This is a genomic window from Bradyrhizobium sp. 31Argb (assembly GCF_043638955.1).
Lineage (GTDB): Bacteria > Pseudomonadota > Alphaproteobacteria > Rhizobiales > Xanthobacteraceae > Bradyrhizobium.
The window spans coordinates 1-14,710 of record NZ_JBEGDB010000018.1; the positions used below are offsets into that span (position 1 = coordinate 1).

The following is a 14,710-nucleotide window of genomic DNA, read 5'->3' on the forward strand; positions in this document are numbered from 1 at the left end:
GGCTTCCTCCTAAAAGAAAGCCTTGAATCACGTTCAATCTGATTTGAGAATCCCAAGAGTCCACACGGCCTAGCGCGTCGCGCCGGTGGTCTTCGGCAGCAGCTTCTGCACGTCGGCGGTCATCTCGGCGAGCACCGCATCGGGCTCCTTGGAGCGGGCGCCGCTGATGATCGAGTTCATGTGGTCCTTGATCACGTCGGTGATCTTCAACCCGTTGTCGCCGGGGAACGCGTACCACTTGGTGAGCAGCGCCATCTGGCTCACCGCGGTGTAGTTGTTCGGGTTCTTGCTGTAGAAGTCCTTCAGGTAGACTTCGTTGGCGACCTTGTTGGCCGGCATGTAGCCGGTGGTCTCGGCCATGATCGCCGCGCCCTTCGGTCCGGCCCAGAACTTCACCACTTCCCAGGCGGCGTCGCGCTTCGCTTTGTCTTTGGACAGGATCATCACGACATTGCCGCCAGCCGGCAGGCGGCCGTTCGGCGACACGACGTCGGGGAAGGTGTGGGTCTTCAATTCGAACTTGCCGCCGATCATCTGCGTGACCTTGTTCAGATCGGAGGTCGAGGTGATGTGGAAACCGGTCTTGCCGGCGGCAAAGGCCGCGCGCATCGCGGGCTGGTCGAGGTTCGGCATGCCGCCTTCGTTGACGAGGCGGGCGAGCATCCGGATCGCGAACTGCCCTTCGGGGCCGTTGAAGGCCACTTTCGTCTCATCGGCATTTAGCATGGTGCCGCCGCGCGCAAACACCGGCGCCTGCCACAGCCAGTTGCCGGTGATGTCCCAGACATAGGTCACACCGTTGATATCAGGGCCGAGCGCTTTGATTTTCTTTGCCTGCGCGATCAGTTCATCCCAGGTTTTCGGCAGGTTGTTCGGATCGCCCCCGGCCTGCTTCAACAGGTCGAGATTGACATAGACGATCGGCAGCGAGATCGCGAAGGGCAGGGCGTAGATCTTGCCGCTCGCCGTGCCGATGTCGAACATCGCCTGGTGGAAGCCCTGGCGGTCGAAATCCTTCTCGGCGGCGATGAAATCGTCGAGCTGGGCCGGGATGTTCTTGTCGACGAGCACGCGGATGCGATTCAGGCCCTGGAAGGTGACATCGGGCATCTGGTTCGTGACGGCTTCGCGCAGCACCTTCTGGGTGCCGTCCTCGTAGGATTCGTAAGGCGCGCGCAGCGTGATCTTGATGTCCGGCCGCTCCTTGGCGAACTCTTCGGCGATGCGCTTGTGAGTCTCGGCAAACAGTTCTGGATACGGATATTGCAGCACGATTTCGGTCTGCGGTTGTGCCAGCGACGCGCTGGCGGCAAGCGACAGCACGGCTCCGGCGATTAACGATTTCAGCATAGGACAGGCTCCCTGTTTGAGGTGACGCGTTACTTGATTCCGGTCAGCGTGATGCCTTCGATGAAGCGGCGTTGCGCGAGCAGGAAGGCGATCAGGAGCGGCGCGATGATCACCATCGCCGCCGCCATCAGCGGGCCGTAATTGGTGCCGGCCTCGTTGTTGCGGAAATGCGCCACTGCCAGCGGCGGCGTGCGCAACTGCTCGCTGTTGAGCACGATCAGCGGCCAGAAATAGTCGTTCCAATGCGCGACCACGGAGAAGATGCCGAAGGCGGTGACCGCGGGGATGGCGGCGGGCAGCATCACCCGCCAGACGATGCCGAACTCGGAGATGCCGTCCATGCGCGCGGCGTCGACGAGATCGTCGGGGACCGACTTGAAGAACTGGCGCATCAGGAAAATGCCGAACACCGAGATCGTAAAGGGCAGGACGAGCGCGGCGTAACTGTCGAGCAGGCCGAGCTTGTGCAGCAGCAGGAATACCGGGATCGCGGTGGCCTGTGGCGGAATCAGGATTCCGAACAGCACCAGCGCGAACAGCGTGTCACGGCCGAGGAAGCGCAGCTTCGCCAGCGCATAGGCGGCGGGCAGCGCGATCAGCACCTGCAGCACGAACATCGAGACGGTGACGATCACGCCGTTGAGCAGGAAGCGCCAGAGATTGGCCTTGGCGAAGGCGACCTTCAAATTGTCCCACAGCGCGAAATGATGCGGGATCAGGTGCAGTTCGCTGGAGAACACTTCCTCCGGCGGCTTCGACGCGGTCGAGACCATCCAGATGAACGGGGCCAGCAGCACCACCGCGCCCGTGATCAGGAGCAAATGGCGGACGGCAGGCCAGAGCGGAATCGCGCGGAGATTCTTCATGCGGTTTGCACGCCGCGGTCGGCGAGCCTCGCTTTGATCAAGGTGAGCAGGAGGACGAACACCAGGAACACGACCGTCAGCGCGGCGCCGTAGCCCGAGCGGAAGAACTCGAATCCCTCAGTGTACATGGTGTGGATCAGCACCTCGGAGGATTTCGACGGCCCACCCTTGGTCAGGATGTGCACGGTGTCGAACACCTGGAACGAGCGGATGCCGCTGATCACGATCACGAAGGTCGTCACGGGGCCAAGCATCGGCCAGGTCACCAGGCGAAACCGCGCCCAGGCGCTCGCCGCGCCGTCGATCTCGGCGGCCTCGTAAAGCTGCTTCGGGATCGAGACCAGGCCGGCGAGGAACAGCACCATGTTGAAGCCGACCGCCTGCCAGATGCCGATCGCGCAGAGCGCATAGAGCGCGGTGCCGCGGTCCTGCAGCCAGCTAAAGGCCGGCAGGCCGGCGCCCCGCAACAGCCCGTTCACCAGGCCGAACTGCGGATGCAGCATGAACTCCCAGACCACCGCCATCGCGATCAGCGTTGCCATCACCGGCAGGAAATAGATGGTGCGGTAGAGGCCGCGCAGGCTGGTGCCGCTTTCGATCAGAAGCGCGATGCCGAGCCCGAGCGTCACGGCGCCGGGCACCACGATCACCACATAGGTCAGCGTGTTGCGGAGCGAGATCCAGAACACCCGGTCGGCGAACATCTCCTGGTAGTTGGCAAGGCCGATCCAGGAGAAGGCAGGCGCGCCGAGCTGATAGTCGGTGAAGGAGAGGGCGATCACGCTCGCGAGCGGGCCGAGCAGCATGAGCAGCATCAGCGTGAATGCCGGTGCGACCAGGCCGTAGGCCGTCAGCGCCCGCTGATTGCGTTTTTGCGGGGCGGCGCGTGCAGCCGGCGTGGCGACGACGGGGGTGTCGATGGTTGCGGCGTCAGACAATGGCCCGCTCCCGCACGCGCTCGGCATGCTCGATCTCGACCTCGATCCGCTTGCCCTCGGGGTCGAAGGCGCGCACGGCGTCCGTCGCGAAGCCGAATGAGACCTGCGTTGCGATCGGCGGCAGCCGCCTCGGGTCGTCGATGCGCGCCACGAGACGCGCGTCACTGCCGTTGACGCCGAGATGCACGAACGCTTCCGAGCCCATGTTTTCGGCGTGTACGACGTGGCCGGCGAACGGCCCACTGCCGAGCTCGATCCGCTCCGGACGCACGCCGATCCGGCAGGGGCCAGGCACAGCAGAACTCGTCAGCCGCAGCGCAACGTCGAGCGCCTCGATGCGACCGTCGTCGCGGATCCGTCCGGGCAGGATGTTGATCTTCGGGCTACCGACGAATTCGGCGACGCGTATGTCGCGCGGGTTGTCGTAGATGTCGGCGGGCGTGCCGACCTGTACCAGCTCGCCGCCGATCATCATGGCGATCCGGCTCGACATCGTCATCGCCTCGGCCTGGTCGTGGGTGACGTAGACGAAGGTGGTGTTCAGCCGCCGGTGCAGTTGCGCGAGCTCGGCGCGCATATGCACGCGCAGCTTGGCGTCGAGGTTCGACAGCGGCTCGTCGAACAGGAAGGCCACCGGCTGGCGCACGATGGCGCGTCCGACTGCGATGCGCTGCCGCTGCCCGCCCGACAGTTGCGCCGGCTTGCGGCCAAGCAAATGCGCGATTTCGAGCTGCTCGGCGACCCCTGCCACATCCTCGCGGATGCCGCGTTCCTTGCGGCGCCGGCTCGGCAGCAGTGCCCCGACGAGCGGCAGGCGCTCGATCGCCGAGAGGCGCCGCATGCGCAAGGGCACCGCGATATTGTCGAACGCGCTCAGGTGCGGATACAGCGCATAGGACTGAAACACCATCGCAAGGTTGCGCGCGCTCGGCCTGATCCCGTCGGCGGCGACCCCGTCGATCCTGACTTCGCCGGCGGTCTGCGGCTCGAGACCCGCGATCACGCGCAGCAACGTTGATTTGCCACAGCCGGAGGGACCGACCAGCGAGATGAACTCGCCATCCTCGATCCTGAGGTCGACGCCCTTCAGGATCTCCGTGCCATCAAAGGATTTGCGGACAGCGGAAAGCTCAATTTTCGCCATTCAATCTATTCCTCAGGCTTTGGTCGGCTGCGCTAGCGTTAAGGAGCGCATCTGACGCTCGCGTGACGGATTGAAATACTTCTCGAGCCGAGTACCGGCTTCCCGTGCGGTAAATCGCCGCCCGCATCGATCGTCGGCGACGCGATGCGAGATCGATCGCGTTCGTCAGTTCTTCCAAAGTCGCCGTGACGCGATCTCGGCGCCTTGCACCAGCGCTTCCAGCTTGCGCCAGGCGATCTCAGGATCGACCGTATGCAGCGTCGCGAAGCTTGCGAAGCCGCAATCGGTGCCCGCGATCACGCGTTCGCGCCCGACTATGCCGGCATAGCGTTCGATATGCTGCGCCACCACTTCGGGGTGCTCGATATAGTTGGTGCAGGTGTCGATTACGCCCGGCACCAGAATCTTGTCCTCGGGCAGCGGGGTCTCGGCGAACACGGACCATTCATGCGCATGCCGCGGATTGGCAGCCTCGATCAGCAGCGCAGCCGGTCGAACCTTCAGGATCAGGTCCAGGATCTCGGACAGTTCGATGTCGTGATGATGAGGAGATTCGTAGTTGCCCCAGCACAGATGCAGGCGCATGCGTTCGGGCGGAATGTCCCGTAGCGCGTGATTGAGAATTTCGATCAGCATGGCGATCTCGTTGCGGAAATCGGCAATCGTCGCCGGCGTGGCGCGGAAGTGCCGGCCAAGGGCGAGGTCCGGGCAATCGATCTGCAGCAACAGGCCGGCGGCCACGATGGCGTCGTACTCGCGCTTCATCGCCTCTGCGAGAGCTTCCAGATACGCGTCCTGCGAGGCGTAGTACCGATTGGGCATGTAGTGCCCCATGATTCCTGGCGACGACGCACTCATGAACGCGCTCTCGACATTCGCCGCATCGAGCGCGGCCTTCAGGTTGCTGATGTCGGTCGCCAGGGCGTCTCCGCCGACATAGCTCACCGGTCCGACGCAGGCCGGCGTCTTGATGTCGAGCTTGATGCGCTGCGCGAAGTTCGGAAATTCCGACAGTTCGGAAAGCGCCAGCGGCTGATCTTCGCCCTCGAGGCCGGTCATCCGCTCGCGTGCATATGTCGCGTAAGCATATTTGCTCATCTCGCCATCGCAAACGATGTCGATGCCAAGCTCGGCCTGGCGACGTACGACCGACGTCACGGCGTCTTCGATCGCACCCGGTAATTGTCGCAAACCGCTCGGGTCGAGTTCGTGCTTCTCCCGGCGCAGCAGCATCGCCTCGAGTTCGGGCGGACGCGGCAGGCTGCCGACATGGGTGGTCAGTATCCTGGAAGCGCCTGAGTGCATGTCGTTCCTCCTGGCCTTGGTCACGAAAGATCGGGCGTCGGTCGTTGAGCGCACCATCGCGGTGCGGTCCCCGTTCGATTTCGGATCGGCGCTGCAGTAACCAGCCAGATTAACGTCACCGTGACGTCATATTAGCCATGCTAATGGCGAGAGCAGCGCAGGTTGTTCGACTGTGGTGGCGAGTTCGGCCCTATGCGGGCAAATCCTTATCAGATCAGCGCCTTCACCCAGTCCGCACGGGAAGGCAGTTTCACCCGTGCGGCGGAAAAGCTTGGCGTCACCCAATCGTCGGTGACCCAGCACGTCGCAAATCTTGAACGCACGATGGGAACCAAGCTCTTCGTACGTCGCCGCGACGGACTGGAGCTGACGCGCGCCGGTCGCGAGCTGTTTGCCGTCTCGGACAGGCTGCGCAACCTGGAGCAATTGATCGAGGAGAAAGTCGCCAACTACAGCGAGATCGCCGCGGGCCATTTGAGCGTGGTTGCCAACGCGCCGCGGCCAGCGATGCCAGTGATCGCCCGCTATGCGACCCTATTCCCGCGCGTTCAGATCGAGTTCACGCTCGTGAGCTGGACACTGGCAATGCAACGTTTGCATGAACGCGCCGTCGATGTCGCCATCGTCACCGAGCCGGTGATCGATGAGCAGCTCTACAGCCTGCCGTTGGCGAGGACGCGCTACCACGCCTATGTGCGTCGGGACCATCGATTTGCACGCCGCAAGAAGCTCTCGCTGCGCGACCTCGCGGAGGAGGCGGTGATCGTGCCCGAGGACGGGTCTCTGACGCAGCGCCTGCTGCATCAGAAATGCGGTGAACTCGGCATCACCCTGACACGCCTTGTGAAGACCACCACGTTTCCTGTCGTGAAGGAGGCGGTGCTGCATGGGATCGGCGTCGGCCTGCTGCTTGATGACAGCATGTCGGCATCGAGTGAGCTGATCGGCATTGAGATCACCGACATGAACGAGACTTACGCGAATTATCTGCTTGCTCCGGTCGATAAGCGCGAGCTGCGCTTCGTGCGAAGTTTCATTGACGTCGCCCGGGAGGTGCTGGATATCGGAAATGAAGTTGAGGGGCGGGACCAGGTGCCGCTCTCACGAAACAGGAAAACAGCAAAATGAATGAAGCGCCGCGTCCGCGCCCGAAGATCGCCGAGACCGTCATCGAGCCGACGGTCAAGCTGCGCGAGAGCACGATCGGCAAGTGCTGCGAGATACTCGGCGATACCTCCGTCGAGTATTCGGAGCTCGGCGATTTCTCCTATCTCGGCCCTGGCTGCATGGTCGGGGATGCCGAGATCGGCCGGTTCTGTGCGATCGCCGCGCAGGTCCGGATCGGCGCACCGAACCATCCGATCGACCGTCCGTCGCTGCACCGTTTCACCTATTGCCCCGAATATTACTCCGAGACGGCCGAGCGTGATCGCGCCTTCTTCGCCGAGCGGCGGGGCGATCGGGTGGTGATCGGCAATGATGTGTGGATCGGCCACGCCGCTATCGTCCTGCCCGGTGTTACGGTGGGGGACGGCGCGGTGCTGGCGGCGGGCGCCGTGGTGACGCGCGATGTGGCGCCTTATACCATCGTCGGCGGCGTGCCGGCCCGCCAGATCCGCGAGCGGTTCAATCGCAAGATCGCGGCGCAGCTTGCACGGATCGCCTGGTGGGATTGGCCGTTCGAGACGATCATGGCGCGCCTCGGCGAATTCCAGTCGACCGACATCGAGGCCTTCTGCGCGCGCTGGGACGGTGCTGCGACAGCGTCGTAGCCCGGGTTACGCTGTCGCTTCACCCGGGCCACAGAATTCGCGGCCGTATCAGCCCTTCGTCAGGGTGATGTTGACGCCGCGGATCTCGCCCTTGGAGTCGATCTGCACGACCTGCCTGTTGCCGTGGGCGCGCAGGTTCAGCGTGGCGGCGAATCCGGACGCCTCGACGAACACCTCGATCTGGCCACCGCCCGCGGTGCCCTGCAGGTTGCCGAAGATGTTGCGGCTCCTCTCGCTCCAGTTGCCGGAGATGCGCTCACCCTGGCTCGTCACGTCGCTGGAGAGGTCGAACTTGTAGCTGTCGCTGGCGCAATTCAGGCTCTGCTTCAGGCCAAGCCCGGTGGCGTTGACCTTGTAGCTGGCCTTGCACCGGATCCGTTCGGTGGTGCCGTTGGAGAGCGCAACGGTGCCCGAACCGCTCCATGATCCGTCAAAGCCGGCGAATGGTCCCGACGATTGGGCGTTGCCCGTGCCGGCCGACAACATGACCACCGCGCCAATGCCGGCCGCTGTGATCGCGCGACCGAACAAGCCCAAACCAAACCGCTTCATTGTGAGTTTTCCCATCAAAAATCGACGATCTTCTTCAAGATACGCCTCGCCGCATCGAACACTTAGTGTTGATCGCGATCCCACAGGTTCAAACGACCCACCCTGCCTGTCATAGCCGGTGGAATCGAGTGAAACACGCCATTTTTGTTCGACAGAATCAAGAAGCATCTCACTTCATGTCTGTCCATCCGATATCGGCATCTGCGCTGCAACAGTCTGTAGCGAACCGTGATCGGAAAAAACTTCTTGGTTTTTCAACCGATTAGATGGCCCTTTACAGCACCGCAAATTTGGCCGCATTTAGCGGCGCTTGTCCTTTCTTCGTCGCTTTGCTACGCGGCGGCGCAAATCCCAACAAATCCATGCCGGGTTCTGCCGAACGCAACTTCCGGAAAAGGGTTTTTTGCTGTCGGAAATGAAGGAATATGATGCGTAAAGTTCTATTGGCCCTCACGCTGTTGTCGATCCCGCTTTCATCTGACGCCTTCGCCCAGCAGCAATCGCGCAGCGGCACGCCGGAGGAACAGAAGGCCTGCACCCGCGACGTTCAGAAGCACTGCCGCGCGGTGATCGATCAGGGCGATTTCACGATCCTCGCCTGCCTGAAGGAGAACCGCACCAAGATCAGCGCGGCCTGCGACCAGGTATTGAAGAGCCACGGGCAGTAACACCGTATTTTGCACGCGAAAAATTGCCGCAAGAGAGCCTGTGCCCAGTGTGTGATATTGGGCACAGGCGCCGCGCACGTTGCCCATACAGCATTGGTTTTGGTCGCGTATTCCCCTATATGGGGCACGCAATCCACCGCATGCGCGCAACTTCTGGCGCATGCGCCTTAGCCAGGGCGAATGTGGCCGGTTCCTGATGACAAGCGCGAGCGAACTGCGATCCGGGAAGACCCACCGCGACGAGAATTTTCCGGTCGCGTCGTGGATCATTCATCCGCGTCACCGCGCCCTGATCCTTTCCTTCTATAATTTCGTCCGCACCGCCGACGATATCGCCGACCATGCAACGTTGCCGGCGGATGAAAAGCTCCATTATCTCGACCTGCTCGAGAAGGAGCTCTTGGGCGAGGGCGACACCCAAAAGGAAGCCGTCAACCTGCGCCGGGCACTCGCCGAGCGCGCGATGCCGCCACGCCACGCGCTCGACGTGCTGGTCGCGTTCCGCATGGACGTGACAAAGCTGCGGTACGAGAACTGGGACGAGGTGATTCATTACTGCCGGTACTCGGCGATGCCGGTCGGCCGCTTCATGCTCGATGTCCACGGCGAGAGTACGTCCACCTGGACTGCGTCGGATGCGCTGTGCGCGGGCCTGCAGATCAACAATCACCTGCAGGATTGCGCCAAGGACTACAAGAATCTCAACCGTATCTACCTCCCGCGCGATGCGCTGGCCGCATCCGGCGCCACCGTCGAGATGCTCGGGGAGCCGAAGTCTCCACCGCCGCTGCTGCAATGCCTGCAGGCGCTGGCGGTGCGCACCGAGACGCTGCTTGCCGAAAGCAAATCGCTCGCCGCCGAGGTGAAGGATTTGCGGTTGGGTCTGGAGATATCGGTGATCCAGGCATTCGCCGACAGGATCGTGAACATGCTGAAGGTGCGCGATCCCCTCAGCGAGCGCGTGCATCTCAGTCCGCTCGCAATGCTCGGCTCCAGCCTCGGCGGCGTCGCCGGCGAGTTGGCTCGCCGCGCCGTTGGGCGCCGGCCGGTGTCAAAAACGGCGGCCGGCGCATGAGCGTTGAGACGGCGGCGGCCAACGCAGACTATGGCACCACCGCGTCCGGCAGTTCGTTCTACGCCGCGATGCGGATCCTGCCGCGCGCCCAGCGCGACGCGATGTTCCAGATCTACAGCTTTTGCCGCCAGGTCGACGACATCGCCGATTCCGACGGCCCGCGCGCCGAGCGGCTGGCCGCGTTGCAGCAATGGCGTGAGGACATCGATGCGCTGTATCAGGGCAATCCGCCGCCGCGGCTCAAGGACTATGTCGGCTCGGTCAGGTCCTTCGGCCTGAAGCGCGAGGACTTTCTTGCCATCGTCGACGGCATGGAGATGGATGTGCCGCAGGACATCCGCGCGCCCGACATGGCGACGCTCGATCTCTATTGCGACCGCGTGGCGAGCGCCGTCGGCCGGCTCTCGGTGCGGGTGTTCGGCCTGCCCGAGGACGACGGCATCCAGCTCGCGCATCATCTTGGCCGCGCGCTGCAGCTCACCAACATCCTGCGCGACGTCGATGAGGATGCCGGCCTCGGCCGGCTCTATCTGCCGCGCGAGATGCTGTTGCATGCCGGCATTACATCTGACGACCCCCAGCGGGTGATCGCCGAGCGCAACTTGCCGAGAGTGTGCCTGCCGCTGGCTGAGCGCGCGAAAAAACATTTCGAGAAGGCGGATGACATCATGAAGCGTAATTCGCGGCGCGCGGTGCGCGCGCCACGGATCATGTCGAAATATTATCGCGCGATCCTCGATCTCCTGATCGCCCGGGGTTTTGCAACGCCACGCGAGCCCGTTCGCGTCGGCAAGATGCAAAAGATCGGCATTCTTCTTCGTTACGCGTTCATCTGACATCTGATGCAAAAGACCGTTCATATCATCGGCGCCGGTATTTCAGGCCTCTCGGCGGCCGTTCGGCTCGCCAAAGCGAACTACACGGTGCACGTCCACGAGGCGACGCAGCAGGCCGGCGGCCGCTGCCGCTCTTATTTCGACGCCGCCACCAATCTCACCATCGACAACGGCAATCACCTGATGCTGTCCGGCAACCGCCATGCGCTGGCCTATGCAAAGTCGATCGGCACCGAGGCCGGGCTGGTCGGGCCGGAACGCGCGAAATTTCCCTTTGTCGATCTTGCAACCGGCAAGCGCTGGGAACTCGATCTTGGCTCTTCCCGCTTGCCGCTCTGGGTGTTCGACGAAGCGCGCCGCGTCCCCGATACGGGCTTACGCGACTACCTCGCGCTGGCGCCACTCGCCTGGGTCGGCACCGACAAGCGGGTCGGCGATACCATCGCATGCAACGGCACGCTGTACGATCGTCTGGTGCAGCCGCTGTTGCTCGCCGCGCTCAATGTCGACCCGCCCGAGGGCTCCGCGGGATTGGCCGGTGCGATCGTACGCGAGACGCTGCTTGCCGGCGGCGAGTCCTGCCGGCCGCTGATTGCGCGCGACGGATTGAGCTCGGTCTTGATCGAACCCGCGGTGAAGCTGCTGCAGGAGAGGGGTTCGAGCGTGCGGTTCAGCCATGAGCTGCGGCAGTTCGGCACGGTGTCCGATCATGTCAGCGAGCTGAAATTCGGCGACGACATGATCGATCTTGCGCCTACTGACGCGGTGGTGCTCGCAGTGCCGCCGCGCGCTGCGGCATCGCTGGTGCCGGGCCTGAAGACGCCGACCAAATTCCGCGCTATCGTGAACGCGCATTTCCGCTTCGATCCGCCGCCCAATGCCGCGCCGATCCTGGGCGTGATCGGTGGCCTCGTCGAATGGTTGTTCGCGTTCCCGCAGCGGCTCTCGGTCACGATCAGCAATGGTGATCGTCTCGTCGACATGCCGCGCGAGGAACTGGCACAGGCGATCTGGCGCGATGTCTGCAAGGCCGCCGGCATTTCCGGCGAATTGCCGCCTTTGCCCGCTTGGCAGATCGTGCGCGAGCGCCGTGCCACATTCGAAGCCACGCCGGAACAGCACGCTCTGCGGCCCGGCGCGGTCACGGCCTACAAAAACCTGTTTCTCGCCGGCGATTGGACTGATACGGGATTGCCGGCAACGATCGAGGGATCGGTGCGGTCCGGTGACCGTGCCGCCGATTTGGTTCTGGCCCGGCACTGATTTGGCCAAGCACTGATCATGCTACGCGAGCCGTAGAAGCGAGCTCAATCGAAGGAGAAATCGAACAAGATGGATGCCGTCAACGATACCGCCGCCGTCGATCCGGTCGCACTGGAGAAGAGCATCTCCACGGCGACCGAGGCGCTGCTCGGCCATCGGCAATCCGACGGACATTGGGTGTTCGAACTCGAGGCCGACAGCACGATCCCGGCGGAATATGTGCTGCTGTGCCACTATCTCGGCGAGCCCGTCGACAGCGTGCTGGAGGCGAAGATCGGCAACTACCTCCGCCGCGTGCAGGGCGCCCATGGCGGCTGGCCATTGGTGCATGACGGTCCGTTCGATATGAGCGCGAGCGTGAAGGCCTATTTCGCGCTGAAGGTGATCGGCGATTCCATCGACGCGCCGCATATGGTGAAAGCGCGCGAAGCGATCCGTTCGCGCGGCGGCGCGGCGGCGAGCAACGTCTTCACCCGCTTCCTGCTGGCGCTGTTTGGCGTCGTGACCTGGCGCGCGACGCCGGTGCTGCCGGTCGAGATCATGCTGCTGCCGATGTGGTCGCCGTTCCACATCGCCAAGATCTCTTACTGGGCGCGCACCACGATGGTGCCGCTGATGGTGTTGGCCGCGCTGAAGCCGCGGGCCAAGAACCCGAAGGGCATCGGCCTCGACGAACTGTTCCTGGAGGATCCCAAGTCGGTCGGCATGCCTCCGAAGGCGCCGCATCAGAGCTGGGGCTGGTTCTTGCTCTTCCGCGGGCTCGACAGCGTGCTGCGCGTGGTCGAGCCGCTGTTTACCAAGAGGCTGCGCCAGCGCGCGATCGATGCCGCGCTCGCCTTCATCGAAGAGCGGTTGAACGGCGAAGACGGCATGGGCGCGATCTATCCGCCGATGGCCAACATCGTGATGATGTATGACGCGCTCGGCAAGGACGAGAACTATCCGCCGCGTGCCGCCACGCGGCGCGGCCTCGAGAAGCTGTTGGTGATCCGCGAGAACGAGGCCTATTGCCAGCCCTGCGTATCGCCGGTGTGGGACACTGCGCTGACGTGCCACGCGCTGCAGGAGGCCGGCGGCGAGGATACTATTGCCAAGGCCAAGCAGGGGCTCGACTGGTTGAAGCCGCGGCAGGTCCTCGATTTCAAGGGCGACTGGGCGGTGAAGGCGCCCAACGTCCGGCCGGGCGGCTGGGCGTTCCAGTACAACAACGACCATTATCCCGATCTCGACGATACCGCCGTGGTGGTCATGTCGATGGACCGGGCGCGTCGCTACAGTGGCACCAAGGAGTATGACGCGGCGATTGACCGGGCCCGCGAATGGATCGAGGGCTTGCAGAGCCGCGACGGCGGCTGGGCCGCCTTCGACGTCAACAACCTCGAATATTACCTCAACAACATTCCGTTCTCCGACCACGGCGCGTTGCTCGATCCGCCGACCGAGGACGTCACCGCGCGCTGCGTCTCGATGCTGGCTCAGCTTGGCGAGACCGAAAAGACCAGCAAAGCGGTCGCCGATGGCGTCGCCTATCTGCGCCGCACCCAGCTTGCCGAAGGTTCCTGGTTTGGCCGCTGGGGGCTGAACTACATCTACGGCACCTGGTCGGTGCTCTGCGCGCTCAACGCCGCCGGCGTCGACCATCAGGACCCGATGATTCGGAAGGCGGTCGACTGGCTGGTGTCGGTCCAGAATCAGGACGGCGGCTGGGGCGAGGACGCCGTCAGCTATCGGCTCGACTATCGGGGCTATGAGGTCGCGCCTTCGACCTCCTCGCAGACGGCATGGGCTTTGCTTGCGCTGATGGCAGCGGGAGAGGTCGAAAACCCCGCAGTTCGAGGGGGGGTGGAGTACCTAAAAAGCACACAGAGCGAAAAAGGACTCTGGGAGGAGCAGCGTTACACGGCTACAGGCTTTCCGCGTGTGTTTTACTTGCGTTATCATGGCTACTCCAAGTTCTTCCCGCTCTGGGCGCTAGCGCGGTATCGGAATTTGCGAAACACGAACAGCAGGGTGGTAGGGGTCGGAATGTGAATCTGGGGGCGGGGGCCGCCGCGACTGTGGGGAAAATGCTGGATCCGCGGCCGGTCTTGATCGTGACGGGATTAGTGCAGGAGGCTCGCATCGCGGCGGGGCCGGGCATGATCGTCATTTGTAGTTCCAGCGATCCGCAGCAACTTCGCGAGCTATTGGCGACACTCGATTCGTCATCGTTCCGCGGCGTGATCTCGTTCGGCGTGGCCGGCGGGCTCGATCCGGCATTGCGATCGGGTGACGTCGTGGTGGCGACGGAGGTGCTTTCCGGCGACACCCGATTCCTGGCCGATATGGCCTTGAACGAGGAGATGGTTGCCGGCGCCACGTTGAGGCGCCGCAAGATCGTCAGGGGTGGGCTCGCCGGGGTTGAGCAGGTGATTGCGGCCAGGGCCTGCAAGGCGGCGCTGCGCTCGGAAACCGGCGCTGCCGCCGTCGACATGGAGAGCCACATTGCCGCTGCCTACGCGGCCAAGGCGGGCATTCCGTTCGCGGCGCTCCGGGTGATCAGCGATCCCGCCCACCGCGCGCTGCCGGAATTGGCGAAGACCGCGGTCAAGCCGAACGGCGACATCGACCTGCGCAAGGTCCTGCGCGGCGTGGCGCGCAATCCGCTGACGCTGCGCTCGCTGGTCTCGACCGGAATCGACTTCAACCGCGCGCTGCGCTCCTTGCGCGGCTGCCGTGGCTTCCTGCTGGGCGGCGAGACCCTCGTCCCCGTGGAGCCGATGATTCGCTCGGCGGCATAATCACTGAGAGCCGTAGCCCGGGTGAAGCGTCAGCGTAACCCGGGACCGCTCGCAAACGCAGATACAGGCATCCCGGGTTGCGCTTCGCTCCACCCGGGCTACGAACAAAACAAAAGGCCCGACCGTCATCGACGGTCGGGCCTTTTGCTTATTCGATTGTT

General features: G+C 63.5%; 14 protein-coding genes. 8 read left to right on the forward strand and 6 right to left on the reverse strand.

Features of this window, described 5'->3' with window-relative positions:
* Positions 1–69 precede the first annotated feature (69 nt).
* From AAFX91_RS05615 to AAFX91_RS05635, 5 genes are all read right to left on the reverse strand, one after another.
* A complete protein-coding gene (locus AAFX91_RS05615; RefSeq protein ID WP_130577121.1) occupies positions 70–1,350 on the reverse strand; it encodes an ABC transporter substrate-binding protein in 1,281 nt (426 codons plus the stop codon).
* 29 nt (positions 1,351–1,379) lie between these two features.
* Positions 1,380–2,216, reverse strand: a complete 837-nt coding sequence (locus AAFX91_RS05620) for a carbohydrate ABC transporter permease (RefSeq protein WP_394565801.1) — start codon at positions 2,214–2,216, stop codon at positions 1,380–1,382.
* Positions 2,213–3,154 (reverse strand): carbohydrate ABC transporter permease, encoded by a 942-nt coding sequence (locus AAFX91_RS05625; RefSeq protein WP_394565802.1) that lies wholly within the window; start codon positions 3,152–3,154, stop codon positions 2,213–2,215. The genes AAFX91_RS05620 and AAFX91_RS05625 overlap by 4 nt, the downstream gene beginning before the upstream one ends.
* The gene (locus tag AAFX91_RS05630; protein ID WP_394565803.1) at positions 3,147–4,298 is read right to left on the reverse strand and encodes an ABC transporter ATP-binding protein; all 1,152 of its coding nucleotides are present in this window, start codon (positions 4,296–4,298) and stop codon (positions 3,147–3,149) included. The genes AAFX91_RS05625 and AAFX91_RS05630 overlap by 8 nt, the downstream gene beginning before the upstream one ends.
* 165 nt (positions 4,299–4,463) lie before the next feature.
* The gene (locus AAFX91_RS05635; protein WP_282529296.1) at positions 4,464–5,603 is read right to left on the reverse strand and encodes a cobalamin-independent methionine synthase II family protein; all 1,140 of its coding nucleotides are present in this window, start codon (positions 5,601–5,603) and stop codon (positions 4,464–4,466) included.
* Positions 5,604–5,795: 192 nt separating this feature from the next.
* On the opposite strand from AAFX91_RS05635, the gene AAFX91_RS05640 reads away from it, so the two are divergent.
* Both AAFX91_RS05640 and AAFX91_RS05645 read left to right on the forward strand, forming a co-directional pair.
* Positions 5,796–6,731: a LysR family transcriptional regulator gene (locus AAFX91_RS05640; RefSeq protein WP_394565804.1), complete on the forward strand. Its 936-nt coding sequence runs from the start codon at positions 5,796–5,798 to the stop codon at positions 6,729–6,731.
* Positions 6,728–7,375 carry a DapH/DapD/GlmU-related protein gene (locus AAFX91_RS05645; protein WP_394565805.1) on the forward strand — a complete coding sequence of 216 codons (648 nt, stop codon included), beginning with the start codon at positions 6,728–6,730 and terminating at the stop codon, positions 7,373–7,375. The genes AAFX91_RS05640 and AAFX91_RS05645 overlap by 4 nt, the downstream gene beginning before the upstream one ends.
* 48 nt (positions 7,376–7,423) lie before the next feature.
* Here the strand turns inward: AAFX91_RS05645 and AAFX91_RS05650 are convergent, their stop codons facing one another.
* Entirely contained in the window at positions 7,424–7,927 is a 504-nt protein-coding gene (locus AAFX91_RS05650) for a hypothetical protein (RefSeq protein WP_130577114.1), read from the reverse strand.
* A 428-nt stretch (positions 7,928–8,355) separates the two neighbouring features.
* On the opposite strand from AAFX91_RS05650, the gene AAFX91_RS05655 reads away from it, so the two are divergent.
* The 6 genes from AAFX91_RS05655 to AAFX91_RS05680 all read left to right on the forward strand — a co-directional run bounded on the left by AAFX91_RS05655 (position 8,356) and on the right by AAFX91_RS05680 (position 14,549).
* Positions 8,356–8,595, forward strand: coding sequence for a cysteine rich repeat-containing protein (locus AAFX91_RS05655; RefSeq protein WP_130577159.1), 240 nt, complete (start codon positions 8,356–8,358; stop codon positions 8,593–8,595).
* Between the two features lie 196 nt (positions 8,596–8,791).
* Positions 8,792–9,670, forward strand: a complete 879-nt coding sequence (hpnC, locus tag AAFX91_RS05660; RefSeq protein ID WP_394565806.1) for a squalene synthase HpnC — start codon at positions 8,792–8,794, stop codon at positions 9,668–9,670.
* Entirely contained in the window at positions 9,667–10,506 is an 840-nt protein-coding gene (gene hpnD / locus AAFX91_RS05665; protein ID WP_394565807.1) for a presqualene diphosphate synthase HpnD, read from the forward strand. The genes hpnC and hpnD overlap by 4 nt, the downstream gene beginning before the upstream one ends.
* 6 nt (positions 10,507–10,512) lie before the next feature.
* Entirely contained in the window at positions 10,513–11,769 is a 1,257-nt protein-coding gene (hpnE, locus tag AAFX91_RS05670; protein ID WP_394565808.1) for a hydroxysqualene dehydroxylase HpnE, read from the forward strand.
* A gap of 69 nt (positions 11,770–11,838) precedes the next feature.
* Positions 11,839–13,800 carry a squalene--hopene cyclase gene (gene shc / locus AAFX91_RS05675; protein ID WP_394565809.1) on the forward strand — a complete coding sequence of 654 codons (1,962 nt, stop codon included), beginning with the start codon at positions 11,839–11,841 and terminating at the stop codon, positions 13,798–13,800.
* On the forward strand, positions 13,797–14,549 hold the full coding sequence (locus AAFX91_RS05680; RefSeq protein WP_165420962.1) for a phosphorylase: 753 nt from the start codon (positions 13,797–13,799) through the stop codon (positions 14,547–14,549). The genes shc and AAFX91_RS05680 overlap by 4 nt, the downstream gene beginning before the upstream one ends.
* The last annotated feature ends 161 nt before the right edge of the window (positions 14,550–14,710 follow it).

What these genes read in the sequence shown, in the direction of transcription:
- shc (WP_394565809.1), top strand. Translation starts at nt 11,839, where the DNA reads ATGGATGCCGTCAACGATACCGCCGCCGTCGATCCGGTCGCACTGGAG.
- AAFX91_RS05615 (WP_130577121.1), bottom strand. Translation starts at nt 1,350, where the DNA reads ATGCTGAAATCGTTAATCGCCGGAGCCGTGCTGTCGCTTGCCGCCAGC.
- AAFX91_RS05645 (WP_394565805.1), top strand. Translation starts at nt 6,728, where the DNA reads ATGAATGAAGCGCCGCGTCCGCGCCCGAAGATCGCCGAGACCGTCATC.
- AAFX91_RS05635 (WP_282529296.1), bottom strand. Translation starts at nt 5,603, where the DNA reads ATGCACTCAGGCGCTTCCAGGATACTGACCACCCATGTCGGCAGCCTG.
- AAFX91_RS05630 (WP_394565803.1), bottom strand. Translation starts at nt 4,298, where the DNA reads ATGGCGAAAATTGAGCTTTCCGCTGTCCGCAAATCCTTTGATGGCACG.
- AAFX91_RS05640 (WP_394565804.1), top strand. Translation starts at nt 5,796, where the DNA reads ATGCGGGCAAATCCTTATCAGATCAGCGCCTTCACCCAGTCCGCACGG.
- AAFX91_RS05620 (WP_394565801.1), bottom strand. Translation starts at nt 2,216, where the DNA reads ATGAAGAATCTCCGCGCGATTCCGCTCTGGCCTGCCGTCCGCCATTTG.
- AAFX91_RS05650 (WP_130577114.1), bottom strand. Translation starts at nt 7,927, where the DNA reads ATGAAGCGGTTTGGTTTGGGCTTGTTCGGTCGCGCGATCACAGCGGCC.
- AAFX91_RS05655 (WP_130577159.1), top strand. Translation starts at nt 8,356, where the DNA reads ATGCGTAAAGTTCTATTGGCCCTCACGCTGTTGTCGATCCCGCTTTCA.
- hpnC (WP_394565806.1), top strand. Translation starts at nt 8,792, where the DNA reads ATGACAAGCGCGAGCGAACTGCGATCCGGGAAGACCCACCGCGACGAG.
- hpnE (WP_394565808.1), top strand. Translation starts at nt 10,513, where the DNA reads ATGCAAAAGACCGTTCATATCATCGGCGCCGGTATTTCAGGCCTCTCG.
- hpnD (WP_394565807.1), top strand. Translation starts at nt 9,667, where the DNA reads ATGAGCGTTGAGACGGCGGCGGCCAACGCAGACTATGGCACCACCGCG.